The sequence below is a fragment of the Noviherbaspirillum massiliense JC206 genome (genome assembly GCF_000312045.1).
Taxonomy (GTDB): Bacteria; Pseudomonadota; Gammaproteobacteria; order Burkholderiales; family Burkholderiaceae_D; genus Noviherbaspirillum; species Noviherbaspirillum massiliense.
In genome coordinates, this window is record NZ_HE978635.1 from 766,162 (window position 1) to 782,910 (window position 16,749).

The 16,749-nt window shown below is 55.3% G+C and carries 12 protein-coding genes; all 12 read right to left on the reverse strand.

Annotation, left to right across the window (positions count from 1 at the left end; translation table 11 throughout):
• Positions 1 to 169 precede the first annotated feature (169 nt).
• The gene (locus HGHM_RS19065; protein WP_161603801.1) at positions 170 to 1,273 is read right to left on the reverse strand and encodes a glycosyltransferase; all 1,104 of its coding nucleotides are present in this window, start codon (positions 1,271 to 1,273) and stop codon (positions 170 to 172) included.
• A 14-nt stretch (positions 1,274 to 1,287) separates the two neighbouring features.
• A complete protein-coding gene (asnB, locus tag HGHM_RS21965; protein WP_019143173.1) occupies positions 1,288 to 3,171 on the reverse strand; it encodes an asparagine synthase (glutamine-hydrolyzing) in 1,884 nt (627 codons plus the stop codon).
• 119 nt (positions 3,172 to 3,290) lie between these two features.
• Entirely contained in the window at positions 3,291 to 4,418 is a 1,128-nt protein-coding gene (locus HGHM_RS19080; RefSeq protein WP_019143175.1) for a DegT/DnrJ/EryC1/StrS family aminotransferase, read from the reverse strand.
• A gap of 34 nt (positions 4,419 to 4,452) precedes the next feature.
• On the reverse strand, positions 4,453 to 5,064 hold the full coding sequence (locus HGHM_RS19085) for an acyltransferase (RefSeq protein WP_026076208.1): 612 nt from the start codon (positions 5,062 to 5,064) through the stop codon (positions 4,453 to 4,455).
• 1 nt (position 5,065) lies between these two features.
• On the reverse strand, positions 5,066 to 6,127 hold the full coding sequence (locus HGHM_RS19090; RefSeq protein ID WP_019143177.1) for a Gfo/Idh/MocA family protein: 1,062 nt from the start codon (positions 6,125 to 6,127) through the stop codon (positions 5,066 to 5,068).
• Between the two features lie 43 nt (positions 6,128 to 6,170).
• On the reverse strand, positions 6,171 to 7,541 hold the full coding sequence (locus HGHM_RS19095; protein WP_019143178.1) for a nucleotide sugar dehydrogenase: 1,371 nt from the start codon (positions 7,539 to 7,541) through the stop codon (positions 6,171 to 6,173).
• 83 nt (positions 7,542 to 7,624) lie between these two features.
• Positions 7,625 to 9,571 carry a polysaccharide biosynthesis protein gene (locus HGHM_RS19100; protein ID WP_019143179.1) on the reverse strand — a complete coding sequence of 649 codons (1,947 nt, stop codon included), beginning with the start codon at positions 9,569 to 9,571 and terminating at the stop codon, positions 7,625 to 7,627.
• 340 nt (positions 9,572 to 9,911) lie between these two features.
• Positions 9,912 to 11,453, reverse strand: a complete 1,542-nt coding sequence (locus tag HGHM_RS19105) for a hypothetical protein (protein ID WP_019143180.1) — start codon at positions 11,451 to 11,453, stop codon at positions 9,912 to 9,914.
• 105 nt (positions 11,454 to 11,558) lie between these two features.
• Positions 11,559 to 12,893, reverse strand: coding sequence for a hypothetical protein (locus tag HGHM_RS19110; RefSeq protein ID WP_019143181.1), 1,335 nt, complete (start codon positions 12,891 to 12,893; stop codon positions 11,559 to 11,561).
• The gene (locus HGHM_RS19115) at positions 12,893 to 14,272 is read right to left on the reverse strand and encodes a polysaccharide deacetylase family protein (protein WP_019143182.1); all 1,380 of its coding nucleotides are present in this window, start codon (positions 14,270 to 14,272) and stop codon (positions 12,893 to 12,895) included. The genes HGHM_RS19110 and HGHM_RS19115 overlap by 1 nt, the downstream gene beginning before the upstream one ends.
• Entirely contained in the window at positions 14,269 to 15,240 is a 972-nt protein-coding gene (locus HGHM_RS19120; RefSeq protein ID WP_148415798.1) for a GNAT family N-acetyltransferase, read from the reverse strand. The genes HGHM_RS19115 and HGHM_RS19120 overlap by 4 nt, the downstream gene beginning before the upstream one ends.
• Before the next feature lie 45 nt (positions 15,241 to 15,285).
• Positions 15,286 to 16,734, reverse strand: coding sequence for an oligosaccharide flippase family protein (locus HGHM_RS19125; RefSeq protein ID WP_019143184.1), 1,449 nt, complete (start codon positions 16,732 to 16,734; stop codon positions 15,286 to 15,288).
• Between the last annotated feature and the right edge of the window lie 15 nt (positions 16,735 to 16,749).

Consider the following 16,749-nt stretch of genomic DNA (forward strand, 5'->3'; position numbering starts at 1 on the left):
TCGACGTGGAGACGGAGGCCGGCGTGCAGCAGTGGTTCGCGCCGTCCCGCAAGGTGTTCTCATGGGTACAGTCACGGCTGATAACCGCCGCCTTGGTTAATCGAGGACGTGCCTCGTATACCGTCATGATATGCATCGTCTCCGAATCCTCCAGTGCTGACTATATGCGTCAACTCCCGAGCAGATCGCGGTACAACGCGATCAGCTTCTTTTCCTCGCAATCCCAGCGGTATTTGCTTTGAATGGCGCGGCGCCCGTTTTCTCCCATTCGGACGACCTCTTCCGGCCGCTCATGCAAATGACGGATGGCTGCAGCGATGGATTCCGGGTCATTCTGATCGACGCAGATGCCGCATTCGTTGCCATCGATGACTTCACGCCATAGGGGAAAGTCGGATGCAATGACAGGCACTCCTGCCGACATGTACTCGAACATCTTGATCGGCTGCGAATTAACAAAATTGGGCACCTGGTGCAGGGTTACCAATCCTGAGAAGCTACGCGCCATGATTTCCGATATTTTTTTCCTGTCGACGAAACCGTACTCCTTCACTTGGCTCCATCCGACGTAACGCATTACTTCACTGCGTAGCGCATCTTTTGCAAATTTCCCCGCGAGCAGCAGGCGAGACGGCGTTCTTCCGATTGCCTGTATAACTTCACGAATACCCCGAATGTCATCGATTCCGCCTACGTAGCAGACGCTGTCGCGTGGCCCGGCAATTTCATGTTCCTGCGGAACCAGCTCTCCAATCAATGGATAGTTGTTGATGACTTCGACCCGCTTTGCAGGCCCTTCAAACAGTGAACCGATATAGGGCGTGGCCGCGACGACTGCCGCAATGTGTGCGGCACCATGGTTTTCCAGCCAGCGGGCAGCGCCAGCCAGCATCCGTCTCGCCGGCAGCGGTACCCAGTCCTTGGAATAAATCTCGCCCGGCAGATCCTCATGCGCGTCGAAAATCACCTGCTTTCCGCGGCGGGCCAGCAACAGGCCATATGGAATCAGCTCCGGGTCATGAAAGTGGTAGAGATCCGCATCGAGCTCACGCGCTGTCGCGTAGCAACGCCATGCATGAACCGACATCCTGGAAAATCGTTTGCTTACTGGTACATAGTTCAAGGGATGCAAGGTGACGCCGTAGGCGGCAGCTTCCTTCGCATCGGCGACTGTGGCGTTAATGACCAGGTGGGTGTCATAGCCGGCTGCTGCCAGGGAGACGCATTCCTTGAGGAAGATGCGGATATCAAGGCCGTAATGTGCCGATGACATATGGCATATCTTCTTCATGGTATCCTCGCCACGCCCTTTTCCGCTACATTTACCCGAACCGGCTTCGTGAGCCATGCCAGCATTAGGGCTTCATCCAGCAGATTGCCGTCGTTTGACAGTGCCGCATCGGACAATAAGTGATCGAGATCGGCACTCTGCCGCAGATGATCGGCCAAGACACGTCGGTGGTCGAAAATCATGCTTCTCAGGCGGGCACCGATACCATCCTTGACCCAGGCCTGTGTGACGTCGAATCCTCTTTTCTTCCGGTTCAACCTGATCGCATCGGGCACGGTACCGGCCGTGATCTTGCGCAATGCCCATTTGCCGTAGCCCTTGCTGATCTTCAGCCTGGCGGGAAGCGCCAGCGCAAGCTCGAGCAACCGATAATCCATGAAAGGCAAGCGACTCTCCACACCGTATCCCATGGAATTGCGATCTTCGTAGCGCAACAGAGACGGCAGGCTCCATTGACGCACGTCGTCGATCTGCCGGGCCGACAAGGTAAGATCACGGCCGCCCCACAGGTTTTCAGCATGCGGCTGCCAGTCCAGCAAGCGAAATCCCGCATCAGCATTGCTGCGGTAGCGGTTCAGGTTTTGCCAGTACATCCGTGCCTGGCCGGCTTCGTGCAGCATCATCAGTCCGAACGAGCAGACGTAGCTGAGCAGGTTGCGCAACTCGTGCTTGTGCAGCGCCTCGCGCAACACAACGACAAAGAATTTGCGGTAACCGGCAAATAGCTCATCGCCCCCCTGTCCTCCAAGCAGTACCTTGAAACCGGCCTGGCGGGCGCTTCGATAAACCTCGTTTTGCGCCAGCAGGCTCAAGCCGGAAAATGGCGCCTCCTGGAATGCCATGGTGCGCTCCAGGACATCGCCGAGCGGCTTGCGGCCAAAACGCGGCCAGACATAGGCCACCTCAACTCCGGCTTCACGCGAGAAACGCTCAACGTCCGGCCCTTCTGAAGCCTGGGCATCCGGTGATCCGTAGGTAAATCCGCACAACTGTGGAACATGCTTCGATGCGAGCGCCGCGACTGCCGAGGAATCTAGGCCGCCGCTCAGCGACACCGCAACAGGCACATCACTGCGCAGCCGCACCTGCACCGCATCCTCCAGCAAGATACTGCAGCGCTCAAATAACTCTTCGTCTGCCATGGAGAAGATCGACTCGGAACACAAGCTCACCCTTTTGTGCAAGTCATACCACTTCCCCTCGCTCACGTGCGGACCGGCTTCGGAAATCCTGATCCTGGTCCAACTGCCGGCAGGCACAGTATGGACGTTGGTGAATGGCGTGCCGGAATCCGCCGTTTCGTACACCTTGTAGCGCACGCCGCGTGCGCAGTAATCGGTGTCAATTTCGCCGCGTACCTGACTTGCAATCGCCGCTACCGAGGACGAAAAGGCAATTCCCCCTTCAGGCAAATATCCCCAAGCCAAAGGCTTGACCCCAAATCGGTCACGGACCAGCCATAGCTCCCCAGATTCCGGATGGAACGCAGCGAACGCAAACATGCCGTTAAAGCGGGATAGCGCATCAAGGCCCCATTGCGCCCAGGCCTTCAGCAGTATCTCGGTATCGCCACGGGACTGGAAGGACCACCCGAAACTCTGCAGTTCTTCCCTGACCTCCGGATAGTTGTAGATTTCGCCGTTGTAGCTCACCCACCAGCCCGACACCGGGTCGCGCATCGGCTGATGAGAAGCCGGCGACAAATCGATAATCGACAGGCGGGCATGCGTCAGTGACACATTGAAGCCACGGCAGTAAAACGTTTCGGTTCCATGGCTATCAGGCCCGCGCGCGCTGATCGGTCCCAGCTCGTCCGCAAGCGCAATTTGCCAATCAAGGCCAGTGTCGTACCTGATAATTTTCCCGGCTATTCCGCACATGGCATAAGGCTTGCGATAAAAATGAAAGAATCGAGCAAGATGTTGTCAAGGGTCTGCGCATGACACCGCCAGTACTCGGCACCTCGCTGCTCGGGATGGTGCCAGGCGAGCTGCATACGCTATGCATTCAGTGTCGCCATGGCGGCATGGACGGCACGCCTGCGGCGGGTGGCAAGCAATGCGTCGCTGATATAGGCAACATCCTCCTTATTCATATAGGGCCCTATCGGCAAGCTCATCACCTTGCGCGACATTGTGACGGCAATCGGATATTGCTCCAGGCAGCAAAACTGCGCATAGGCAGATTGAAGCGGAATCGGCAGCGGATAGTGCACTGCAGTTGGGATGCCTTTTTCCTTCAGCATCGCCTGCACCGATTGCCGGTTCTCCACAGCAACGGTGTATTGGGCAAACACACTGGAGCGATCTGGCCGTACCTGCATGACTTCCATTCGGTCGTTCAGCCTTTCGTTATAATGCGCTCCGATTTCCTGCCGCCTCTGGATTTCCCAGTCGAAGCGCTCAAGTTTGGCCAATACGATTGCGCACTGCATCGTATCCATGCGACCACCGACGCCGACGCGGCTATGCACATAGCGTTTCGACTGCCCATGGACACGCAATTCACGCATGATTTGCGCCAGCCTGGCATCGCTGGTGAAAATCGCCCCTCCATCGCCGTAGCAGCCGAGCGGCTTGCTTGGGAAAAAGCTGGTGCAACCGATTGTCGACAGGTTGCAGCTTTTGCGCCCCTTGTAGACAGCGCCGAAGCTCTGCGCCCCGTCTTCGATCACAGGGATGCCATGCTTGTCGGCGATGGCATTGATCTCGTCCATGTCGGCAGGCTGGCCATACAGGGAGACGGGGATGATTGCCCGGGTTTTTTCGGTAATGCTGTGCTCTATCAGGGACGCGTTGATATTGCAGGTATCCGGTTCGATATCGACAAAGACCGGTGTCGCGCCCAGCAACACAATCACTTCTGCCGTCGCTATGAAGGAAAACGCCGTGGTAATCACTTCATCACCCGGCTTGATGCCAATGGCCATCAACGCCATGAGCAAAGCTTCGGTCCCGGACGCCGCCGTGATGCAATGGCTCGCACCGGTATAGTCCGCCAGCCGGGCTTCCAGCTCCTGCACTTCGGGCCCCATGATGTAGTTTCCATGGTCGAGAACTGTCTGAATCCGCTTGTTGATTTCCGGACGCAATGCTTCGTATTGGGATTTGAGGTCAATGAATTCCATCGTCTTCCTCGCCTTCTGTTCTTTTCCGCTTAGCCTATTTGTCAATGTCCTCAGGCGCCTGGTCCAGTGTGCAGACACCATCATTCAATACATAGCGCTCGCCGGTATGCGGGCAAAACGCTTCTCCGTTTCCCTGAAGCGGCAAGGTAAGCCGTTCGCCATAGCGGCTCATCCAGCCAATTTGGCGTGCCGGCACGCCGGCCATCAAGGCATAGTCGGGAACGTCGCGATTGACTACCGCTCCCGCGGCAACGAAGGCATACTGGCCGACCGTCACACCGCAGATGATGGTGGAATTGGCCCCCAGGGTAGCGCCGCGGCGGATCAAGGTCTTCCGGTATTCCGATTTGCGCACGACGGCGGCACGCGGGTTGTAGACATTGGTGAACACCATGCTGGGGCCACAAAACACGTCATTCTCAAGGATGACGGCATCATAGACAGACACATTGTTCTGAATCTTGACGTTGTTGCCGATCACCACGTCGTTACCGACAAACACGTTCTGCCCGAGCGAACACAGATTACCGATACGCGCGCCGCCGCACACATGGGCAAAGTGCCATACATGTGTGCCATACCCCATGGTGGCCCCGCGATCGACAATTGCACTAGGATGAATGGCACTCGGGTTTGGCATATCCATGTCAGTACTCCATCGGCAGCGCCACCCGTTTACCATCGCGTGCGGACAAATAGGTGGCAATCAAGACTTCCAGTGTTTTCAGGCCCTCCCGACCATCCGTCTCAGGTTCCGCCTCTCCACGCAGCACCTGAATCACATTTTCGTAATATTGCGCGTGGCCGAAGCCGTACACCGACGTGGTCTGGTAACTGGCTTCACGCACCTTTTCATCCTGCTCATTCTGCTCCTCGAATTCCCAGTGCTGCACTTCGTTGAGAGCCACGCCGCCAATGCGCACCGTCCCCTTCTCTCCGAGTATCGTGATGCTGCCTTCCAGATTCTTCGGATAGGTGAGCATGGTGACGTTCACCGAACCAAGCGCTCCGTTACGCCAACGCAGGCTCATGACGCCTGTGTCTTCGACTTCGATATTGCGTTCGAGCGTGGCGGTATATGCGTGCAGGCTTTCCACCGGACCAACCAGCCATTCCAGAAGATCGACATAATGGCTCGCCTGGTTCATGAAAGCCCCGCCATCGTATTCCCAGGTGCCGCGCCATTTGGCACTGTCGTAATATTCCTGGGGACGGGTCCAGAACACATTGACATTGACCATGTGCAGCCGGCCAAAACGGTGTTCCTCCAGCGCCTTTTTCAGGAGTCTCAATGTGGCATTGCGCCGGTTCTGCTTGACTACGAAGAGGCGGACGCGCGCCTCGTCACAGGCGGCCACCATGCGCTTTCCATCTTCCCATCGTGTCGCCATCGGCTTTTCCGTCACCACATGCTTGCCCGCGGCGGCAACGGCGATGGCTTGCCCGGAATGCAATCCGGACGGCGTCGTGAGGATATATGCATCGGCATCGCATTTGGACAACATGGTTCCAAGACTCTTGTAAGGCTGGGCACCGGTGATGCCGACCGCTGCTTCCAGTGCCTGCGAATCGATGTCGCATACGCCGACGAGATCGCAATATTGCTGATGCTGGTTCAAAGCAGCAAAATGATTTCTGGAGATGCGGCCGCATCCAACCAGCGCGAAGCGAATCTTTCTGTCGATTCGGCGGTTGATGGCACCATCCATGGGGGATGCAGAGTGGAATTGCATGACCATGCCTTTCAGATTTTCATGACTTGACGACGTTGTGCAAATGGCCGGGATAGACGCCGCGCGTATCCACGATCACCTTGGCATGCTTCTGTATCAGGCCATAGTCAAAGGAGCTGTGGTTCGTTGCCAGCAGGAGCAAGTCATAGGAAGCGACCGATTCCCGCGTCAGCCGGACGCTCTCCAGATCGAAGTGATGCTCCCGCATCCTTGGAAAGACCGGGACATGCGGGTCGGAATACGCAATCTCCGCTCCCTTGCTGCGCAGGATTTCCATCAGCTTGACCGACGGAGACTCACGCATGTCATCGACGTCCTTTTTATATGCGATGCCCAGCACCAGGATCTTGCTGCCCTTGATTGAACGGCCGCGGTCATTCAATGCGCTTGCCACCTTGTTCACCACCCACTGCGGCATGTCATTGTTGATTTCGCCCGCAAGTTCAATGAAGCGGGTATGCAAGCCGAACTGACGGGCCTTCCATGTCAGATAAAACGGGTCGATCGGAATGCAGTGACCTCCGAGGCCGGGGCCGGGATAGTACGGTGTAAAGCCGAACGGCTTGGTCGCCGCCGCATTGATGACCTCGTAAATGTCGATGTTCATGCGATCGGCGATGATCTTCATTTCATTGATCAAGCCGATATTGACGGCGCGATGAATATTCTCCAGCAGCTTCGTCAATTCGGCGGCACGGGTGGAACTGACTGGCACCACTTCATCAATCGCCGATGCATAAAGCGCAATGCCGGCTTTGCGGCACGCCGGAGTCGCTCCGCCGCACACTTTGGGTATGGAACGCGTTTTGAAGTTCGGGTTGCCCGGATCTTCCCGTTCGGGGGAAAACACGAGAAAAATGTCTTCCCCTACCTTGAAACCGCGCGACTCGATGCGAGGGCGCAACTCTTCGTCGGTCGTGCCGGGATAGGTCGTGCTTTCGAGCGACAGTACCTGGCCGATCCGCAGATGAGGAACCAGGGAGTCCGCGGTACTGAGGATGAAGCTCAGATCCGGTTCCCGATAAGCGTTCAATGGGGTCGGAACGCAAATGATGATCGCATCCGGTTCGGATGCCCTCGAGAAATCGGAGGTCGCTTCGAATCCCTTGCGGCGTGCCTCGGCAACTGACTTTGCTGAAATGTGTTCGATGTAACTCTCCCCATGATTCAGCTTGTCCACCTTGCCCTGTTCAATATCGAAACCGATTACCCGGAAGCCGGCATAGGAATACCGCAACATCAATGGCAAGCCGACATAGCCCAGGCCGACGATGCCGATGACTGCCGTACGGTCTTCAATCTTTGATACAAGCTCATTCAACATGCCCGATTCCCTTTCGGCCACGATCGGCCCCTGTAGCATGCTGCCCTGCTCTTCAAGGTAAGGCATGATCCACTCCTCTTATCAATCCACCGATTTTCAGGCGGTCTCTCCGGCTATTGTTTCCATCGTCAGGTTGCGCGCTGTTCACGCTACTGTCTCAGATGAGCGCGCCCCATCAATCGCATCGGCATGAACTGCATGGCCGGCACGGCGGCCTCCTCGGAGCTGTTGTCTTGCACCACTGCAGTCTCTTTCGGTGTGTCCAGCGCGTAGCCGTGAACAAGCTTTTTCACCAGAAGCTTGAGCATGGCGGTATCGTTGGTGGCGCAGGCCACCATCAGATAGGCAACCTGCTGTGCCAGCACATCTGGTTCCACTACATATTCGGTCGTAGTCATGATGCGAGGATGCTTGCTTGGTATAGCGTCGTTCCCCGCGAACAGCTCCTCATAGAGCTTTTCACCGGGGCGCAGGCCAATGAACTGGATTTCGATGTCGCCGTCCGGATTGTCCGGGCATTTTTCGGTCAGTCCGCACATCGCGATCATGGTCTTCGCCAGGTCGACAATTTTCACTGGCGAACCCATATCCATGACAAATACATCGCCACCGGTAGCCATGGCGCCTGCCTGAACGACGAGTTGTGCCGCCTCCGGAATCGACATGAAATACCGCACGACCTCCCGATGCGTGATCGTAATAGGACCGCCACGCTCAATTTGCTGCTTGAAGAGAGGAACGACCGAACCCGAGGATCCAAGGACATTGCCGAAGCGTACGGCACAGAATTTCGTGCCGGTCGCTCTGACGGCAGCAGCCTGGAAGATCAGCTCGGCTATGCGTTTGCTGGCACCCATCATGCTGGTCGGGCGTACCGCCTTGTCTGTGGATACCAGTACACAGGTTTTCACCTTGAATCGTTGTGCCGCATTGGCGACAGTCTCCGCACCGAGAACATTGTTGCGCAATCCTTCCGCCATGTTGCCTTCGACCAGTGGCACATGCTTGTAGGCGGCGGCATGATAGATGGTGTCTATCTTGTTGTCGCAGACGACACGGTCCACAAGGCGGGCGTCACATGCCGAGCCCAGGTGTGCATGTATGGCGGCGAGTGGGAAGCGTGCCTTGAGTTCCTGCTCAATGTTATATAAGGCAAATTCACAGTGGTCGAGCAGATGGATTTCGTGCGGGTCCAGCGTCATTACCTGGCGGCACAATTCGCTGCCGATCGACCCCCCCGCGCCGGTGATCAGAATGTTTTGTCTGTACACGCATTTCCTGAACAGATGCATGTCGGGCTGGATGGGCTCGCGACCCAGCAGATCGTCCACCTTTATCTCGCGGATCGAATGCGTCGTGATGTGCTCGTCAGCCAGCTCCATCAGATTGCACAGGGTCTTCACCGGCGCGCCGGATTGATGGGCCTTGACCATGATCGCCTTGCGCTGCTCCGGCGTTGCGGAAGGTATGGCGATGATGATGAGATCGATATGATGGTGGGCCACTACATCCACTACGCGGTCGGAAGGGAAAACGCGCAGCCCGGCGACGTTGCGGTTACTCAGCGTCGGTTTGTCGTCAAAGAAGCATGCGAGGCGGTACTTGTCGCTAACGCGAATGGCGCGCGCCAGCTTGACACCGGCTTCGCCCGCTCCATAAATGGCAACCAGGGGCCCGGCGCGGCGGCGTTTTTCAAACTGGCTGTCCCGCAGGAGCGCGCGCGCCGTCAGGCGCGACATCACCACATGGGAAAATGCGATGAACCAGTAGATCATCAACGCATTGTGCGGAATCGTCAGATAGTTGAAATAGGAAGACAGCAGATAGGTGGATACAATCGCAAGTGCAAGGCCGATTCCGGTTGCGATGAGCAAGCGTTGATCGATGAACCGGATCACCGCTCCATACAAGCCCGTCACCGCGAACACGCTGATTGTGATCGCAGTGATCACTACATAGGGCAGCATGCCGTAACGAGTTACTGCCTCCGGCTCCCCAACCCTGAGCAGCAGGGCGAGCATGAAGCACACAGGCAAGGCCACCATATCGACCATCAACATCAGGCTGATCTTGGCACGCCTGCTCAATGAAACCATCTTGGTGCCAAAGAGATTACTCGCTGAACTTGCCGATACCATAATTTTTGCCGCCGATTCCCGTCATGGAAATGCCATGAATGAACCGCCATCAATTCTGCGTGCCGGTTCATTACCAATCTAGCCTCCGCTTGCATGAAAAATAAGTATGAATTTTCGATAAGTGCTCAGCCGGAAATGAATCTTTCATTCAGTTTTTCGATGATTCGGCTCGGCACATGGCTCGAAACTTCGCCAAGCCGTGTTTACCGGCGGGGCAAAGATGTGCACGTGCAGAAGGAAGGGTGCAATAAGACGGCCGGCGGGTTATGCCGACGATGGGACGTTGCCGGCCAAACTCTTACCGAATGCCGACACCTATCAGGCTGGAGTAGAAAGCGAAGCGCGTGAGCGTCCTGATACGCTCGTCTTCGGCGTCCGATAGGCTCGGGTAATACTTTGAGACGAACCCATTAGCTTCGCCGTTTTCATTTCGCACAAGCCAGTACAATGTCTTTCCCAAGTAGCCGATCTCGGGGCGATAGCGTGCCCAGGCAACATAGCCGCCGGTTGCGAAAGAATCCGTCATCCCATAGGGAGGATAGCCTTCCCTGCACTCGCCTGTGCCGTTGTCATAGGCAACCCGGAACCATCCGTTCGCACCGTTCCAGTAATTGGAGAACAAGGGCCTGGCCAGGTCGCCATTCCAGATAACGGCCAACAGGTTATTGGCGAATTTCAAAGTCAAGTCCTTGCGTGGCAGATCGCTCTCGGCAAGGGAAAAAACCCTACGCAGGGCACGACGATTACGTTCCAATGCATCCATTGCCGCCACCAGGCGACGTGCATGGCTGAAATCCCATCCGATGTCCTGTCGCCTGGTCGCTGCGCTCGCTGGCACACGCAACTCTGGTTTTGGCGTTCCACCTCCGTCCTTGTCGGTCACGCAGACCGCCGGCTTTTCTTCGCCCTCGTAACCCGCGTATTTATTATCCCCATGCAACCTCCAGTAACCGCGGTCGATGTCAGCCACATCTACAGGTCCCATCCGGCTGGCTTCCAAATGACGAATCGAAACTCGGGATTCAAACAATCGAAGCAATGCCCGTATGTGAGGCTGCCGGCTCTCAGTGAATCGATCTGGCAATGCTGCCCCATGCCGATCCTGCGATTGGATAATTCCGGATAGCTCAGAATAAATCGCAATCATCCATAAAGACTTATCCATAAAAAATAGTGTGGAAGAGCCGTTGGTGACGTCCTGCGGCCTGGCATCAGCGAGTCTTTTGAGGCCGTTCACTGTTCTCCATCCACCCCAGCGAAGCAAATGCTCCGAAGCGACGTCAACTGTTTCCTTGATGAAGTACTTGTCTTCTTGGGTAAGCAGCTGGTCCGACGTGGCGAGTGCATTTGCAACTGAAGTCGCAAGGCCCAGAAATTGAACGCTGTCGAGCATGACCTCGGTATTGATCAGACGGTTCGTGTAATTGCAGGTTCTGCCTCCTCGGCAGATCCAGCGCCGGCCTGGAGAAATGATATTTCCCGGAGTGAGCGCCGCATAGGCTCTGCTGATCAATCGGGCGACTTCCCTGAGTTGATCGATACGGTGGCAGCGCCGCGCCATCGATACCATATTGTGAGCGAAGATTTCGAAGTCATAAAGCGCATACACGTCTCCCTGGTCCAGCAAGCGCTGCTGCAAGAGGTCCTGCTGTAAATAATGCCGGACACTTTGCCCCCAATCTAACCAGACCTGTTGCTCCACCCTACCGCCACAGGTGAAGGAGACAGATACGGACGGTTGACTATCATATTTGCTCACCTCCGCCGCGGCACTGGAACTGGCTTCATTCCATGTTGCCAGGACGAGAAAAAGAGCAATAGCGCGTAACAGGTCTATCATTTAATCCGCGTCCTCAATGCCGGTACACATAAAGGGCCGCCATCGTCGTGGCGCCTCGAATTCTTCTCACGTTAGCATTACGCCTTGTTATAGTTTTCATGTCGTTTACGGCCGGGAGCCTACAGCCTGGGCGGACAACCCTATCCGGAATGGTGCGGCGTAACCATTCGGGTAGCGCTTCTGGAAACAGGCAATCAAAATCATGTTGGCCCACAAGCCATGAGTAAGGATTGTGGTCGGCAAATCTGAGGCGGTAACAAGTGAGAAGATCGGGATGACGATCGAGGCGGTTACTAAGCCGAGCTCGCCTGATCTTCGGGCGCAAGCATCTACGTATTTGAATATCACTGCAGTCAATGCGGCATACGCAAGCATGCCCGCAAATCCCGCATGCATATATCCGCTGCCGATCCATCCGGTATTGGCGCTGGTAATGTCGCTATTGAAATAATATCGCCCGATCAGATGTGGTGCATCGAGAGGATACGGATAATTCAATAGTCCCAGTGTGATCTTACTGTCCGAAAAAAATACCCATTCATGATTCGAAAAAAAGTCGTAATACATGTAGTTGATTTCAGGGGGGAGAAAAAACATCCGCGCGAGCATTAAAGACCCCACCCATCCGAACGAACCGTTACTGTTATCCTGATTCACCGCCATCCAAAAATCGCCTATGGAGAGCAGTATCACAATCAGAATCCCAACATTGAATTTGACTGTAAGGTTCTTGCTCGAGGAAATGAGGTAGATGAACAGCACGAGAAAGGGATTGAACAAAGGAGCTTTGTTTGCAGTCAGCCCAAAGATCAAAACCGCGGAGATCAGGTAGAGGAATGCAGATGCATACCTCTTGTATATGAGAGACAGTACCAGTCCAATTGGAACAACAACCTTTCCCATCGGAGGTGAAATATAACCGAATACACCGGGCAGATTATTCGCGGCATCGGTGCGGAAATCATAGACCTTTGTCAAGTCAAAGTTGAGGTATGCGCCACCGCCCATCGCAAAGATCGAACCTAGATATACCAGCACCATAAGGAGCAGCATGCGCTGCAACGTATATTTAGGCGGGTATGAGAAGCTCGGCGGGTTAACCTTTATAAAGCGCAGCAACAGGACGGAAAAGATATAAGCTGCAACGACTTGTGCCGGATATTCCCAATCTTTCCCTTCTGCATAAAACAGAACAAGCATCGGAATTACGACGAAAACCAAGGTCAGGTGGAAAAAGAGTGTCGAGGGTTTCTTGAAAGTGGCCGGGGTAATGAATGACAGCATTGCGATTGCAACTACCGCCGCATACCCGTTTGCTATATTCGGCTGAAACACATAGCCTTCATAACCATACAAGGGCACGATGAAGGATTCATATCCAAAGACCAACGCCATGAACATGCACAGGTGCAGGAAGAGAAGCGTGAGTCGGTAGCGCATTATTTGATTACCTCACAATAAAGCGCCTTGGCACTGGCGCTTTCCAGGTTCGAGTTATGCCATAGCAGTGAAAAGCTGCCTTTCATTTCACGCGCCGCATTCTTCAACTTATTCATTTTTTCCAGTGCCGCGTCGGTAAAGCCATATCCCATGTAGGCGGAGACCGTGCATTCCATGCATATCAGTGGCTTTTGCTTGATCTGCAAGGGTCGCCGGCCGTCCAGGTCATACATCGTAAATTCCGTGCAGGTGCCACACCGGAACCCCACATGGTCGGCATAACTGAGTGTGCTGTCATAACGCAAACCGGTGGCATCCCAGACGGACGGTGTTTTCGTCGACCAACGCAGGTAGTGGTTCCGTCCACCGCATATTTGTTGCCGGATTCCGGCTCCTCGCAGTACTTCGCATAGCCTTCCCAGTCCTGAAAGCGTTGTTTCGATACTCTGATAGGAACGGTAGCCCGGATGCAGACCAATCTCGTGTCCTCGGACGTCGATCTTCTTCATCATCTCCGCAACGGCGGCGCTGGTAATGGGCGAAGTGTCATCAAAAATTGGGTCGGTTATTTGTGGGATGAAATTGAAAGCCACCTTGTTGCCCGCTTTCTCGTTGACATCCATGATCCAGTCGACAGCCAAATAATAGGAGTCGCTGCGCCAGTCCCCAAAACGGTTGGCCATATAGTTCCTGATGGGGCTCAGCATTCGCAACGGATTGTGCTCATGCAATGCTTTACTGGCGGTAGAACGGAGCATCCGATGAAACGAATACGCCGCAGGATGGCACGGATAGTCGACGTCGCAACTGACTAAAACCTTGAATTGCCTTGCTCGGCGTTTCAGCTGCGGCCAGAGTCGCAACATTGCAGACCAGAGTATTTCGGTATATTCATCGACCACCGGCCTGTCCAGGAAACCTTCCTGAAACGCGAGAGAAGCGGCCGCCGGAAAGCGGTCATGCAGGTCACGCTCCTTTCTGACCGCTTCTTCATAACGCGAGAGCATGAAAAAGCCGGATCCAAAGATATCCAAACCCAGCCATGCCGAGGTATCGTCAATGGCGCGGAAGCCCGGCTGGCCGAAGATTACGGGAACAAAGGGTGCGGTCAGCTTGGGATTGAACTCGTTGCTTGCCGGTACAAACCACCACTGCAAGGGCTGGACCGGCAGGGTTTCAGGCGTTAACCAGCCACTGCTGGCGTACTTGAAAAAAATGTCCGGCAGCTCAAGCACCTTTCCATCGGCACATAGCCTTACCGAGCTCTGCCGATTGAACCGCACTTCGTGTTCAATTCCAAGAAACTCATGAAGCAGCACGGAACTAATCCAGTTGCGCTCCTGACGGCAGCCTTCCGGGAATATCACAGTAAACATCATCTGTCCCTGACTGTCGCAAGCAAGGCATGCCTGGCGCGAAGCAGCCGGGAGTGTGTCTTGCTGATATTGAAATAAGGCGTCTGGATTGCGCCAAACCGACGGACGAAGTGCTCGACCGGCTTGAGCATCGAGCCCTCGAAATCAAATTTCCTTGTGACCCGGGCGACGTCCTGGATTGCATGCCAGAAGCATAGGCTGAGCGCTCCGCTGCCACGTAGTGCCGGGTCGGATCCGTTCATCAGACCATAGGCGCTATTGCTATCCCATACAACATAGCACCCGGCATGCTGACGTCCTTGCGGATCGACTGCGATGTAAGTTTTGCGGCAATTCTGTTTTTCGCAGGCTGCATCAAGCCGACGGACGTAGTCATCCGGATACGGCACCTCCATGCCTTGCCGCTGGAATGTCATGCGGTTGAGAGCGAGATAATCGTTCAACGGCAAGTCCTCGCGGATCGTGATACGGTATCGTTCCGTTGCAGTCTTGCAGTTCCGGCGGACATTGTTATGAAAGCCTGCCCATACCTTTCCCATGTCCCGCAGGTCGTTGATGACATAGGTATAGCATGTGGTTTGCTGGAAGCCACGCCATGAAAATGGCAGCCAGTTCGTCAGGCTGTAATGCCAGTTTTGGTTGAAGTAATCGAAGCGTGGCAGTTGCGCAATCAGCTCGTCCATCAATTCCTGATCCTGCGAAAGCTTTTTAGCAGGGCCGGCGCTCTCTTTCAGCGGGCGCAACCAGGGGCCGAGCGTTTGCGTCAGCGCCGGCTGGCTGAGCACTCTCAGCCCAAACCTCCGGCGCATCATATAAGGCATCGAGGCCTTGATCTGTCCGCCACTGACGACCAGCGCAACATCCCAGTTCTCGGGGCCGGCGGTTGCGTCAAGCCACCAGGCCCTGGAGAAAATGGGGATGGACTCTTCCTGAACAGAGAAATCCCGGTACAGTTCCTTTGCGCTTTTCACTGCCACATCCCCTTCTCTATGCTGCCTGTCTTCCCGCTCGGCGCCTCATGTCCATGCTTCTTTCATCAGGCAGGCGTACCGGGCAACGATAAAGGCTGCTGCGGTTCCGACGCCGAACAACCAGACCGTATGATTGAGGCCCCACAGTTTCGTCACGATGATTGGCGAGGACAATGGCACTGCCCAGGCCAAGGCACTCAATGTCGGCTTCCCTATTTCATGCCACCGGCTGCCAGACACACGCATCAGATAAACCAGCGTAACGGCACGGCAAGCGACGCTGCCGACCGCCATGAGTGCAACAGCCGTAATCACGCCTCCGATGAAGGCGCCTGCAACAATTCCGACTGTGCGCACCACTAATGAAACGATTTCGAACACCAGCAGCGTGCCCAGCTTGTCAAGCACAACAAACAGTGAAGAGAGCGTTGAAGTGATGAAAGCGAAATAGAGCCACGGTGCAAGCCACTGCGCAAATACGCCCGCCTCCTCCCATTCCGGGCCAAATACTTGTGCGAATATGTCCGGACCGCCTAAAAGCAAGACCAGGATTGGTGGCATGGCGAAGTGTGCCAGTCGAGAATGAATAGCAGCTATCAGTGATTCCAGTCTGCCTTGTCGGCTCGCTTCCGCGGCGCCGGAGAAAAATACATCGGCAATTGCCTGGCCAAGCAATTGCATGGGAACCGCCAGGACACGATTTGCAAGCGCATAGATACCGGCCACGGCCGGGCCGAAGAGCACGGCGAACAATATGGAAGGCAACTCTGCGCCGATGGTATTGAAAAGCGAGCTCCACGTCGAAAACAATGGAAATTGCTTGTACCGTACTGCAACCGCCAGGATAGACGACAGCTTCACCCGCTTTAAATAAGGCCAGCGGGCATGGATCACACGAAATACATAGGAGGCCGATCCAACGGCATATCCGGTGATTTGCCCCACCAGCAAAGCAGCCGGTCCGAAGGTTGATCCCGCCAGCTGGATGACTGCCGTGGTTGCAGATTGGCTGAACCTCGTTTTTGCCACCGGCGTGAATGCCTTGGTGCGAATCGCCCAGATATGAAAGACGTTGTATATGCCAATGAAAAATATTCCAAGTGGCAGCAGAAGAAGAAAATCCGCCAGGTGTGGCGTATTGAGCAGGTGCGCGATCTGACCGGGAAACGCAAGCACCGGAATGGCAGAAATCCCGGAGATCAGGACTACAGCCAGCAGACTTAGGGCCAGCAAGGCATCGGCTTCTTCGTCATTATCCGGCAATGGAATTGCGGCCTGATAGCGCAGGCTTGCGACATTGCTGACAATCCCGACCAGGGCGGTGAACACCGCCAACAGGCCCAAGTCGTCCGGCTGGTAGAGGCGCGTGAGTACCGGGGCGGCCAATATGGTCAACAGATGTCCGCTGGTGGTACCGGCCACAAGCACGGACACACCGCGCACAAAGCGGTTCTTCGGTAGGGCGCGACGGACAAGAAGCGTAATCTGGCTCAAGGCTGCTTACTCCCG

Excerpts from the sequence above, each read along its gene's own strand:
- asnB (WP_019143173.1), bottom strand. The coding sequence starts at position 3,171 with ATGTGCGGAATAGCCGGGAAAATTATCAGGTACGACACTGGCCTTGAT.
- HGHM_RS19115 (WP_019143182.1), bottom strand. The coding sequence starts at position 14,272 with ATGATGTTTACTGTGATATTCCCGGAAGGCTGCCGTCAGGAGCGCAAC.
- HGHM_RS19090 (WP_019143177.1), bottom strand. The coding sequence starts at position 6,127 with ATGGATGGTGCCATCAACCGCCGAATCGACAGAAAGATTCGCTTCGCG.
- HGHM_RS19080 (WP_019143175.1), bottom strand. The coding sequence starts at position 4,418 with ATGGAATTCATTGACCTCAAATCCCAATACGAAGCATTGCGTCCGGAA.
- HGHM_RS19085 (WP_026076208.1), bottom strand. The coding sequence starts at position 5,064 with ATGGATATGCCAAACCCGAGTGCCATTCATCCTAGTGCAATTGTCGAT.
- HGHM_RS19065 (WP_161603801.1), bottom strand. The coding sequence starts at position 1,273 with ATGTCATCGGCACATTACGGCCTTGATATCCGCATCTTCCTCAAGGAA.
- HGHM_RS19110 (WP_019143181.1), bottom strand. The coding sequence starts at position 12,893 with ATGCGCTACCGACTCACGCTTCTCTTCCTGCACCTGTGCATGTTCATG.
- HGHM_RS19105 (WP_019143180.1), bottom strand. The coding sequence starts at position 11,453 with ATGATAGACCTGTTACGCGCTATTGCTCTTTTTCTCGTCCTGGCAACA.
- HGHM_RS19095 (WP_019143178.1), bottom strand. The coding sequence starts at position 7,541 with ATGCCTTACCTTGAAGAGCAGGGCAGCATGCTACAGGGGCCGATCGTG.
- HGHM_RS19100 (WP_019143179.1), bottom strand. The coding sequence starts at position 9,571 with ATGGTTTCATTGAGCAGGCGTGCCAAGATCAGCCTGATGTTGATGGTC.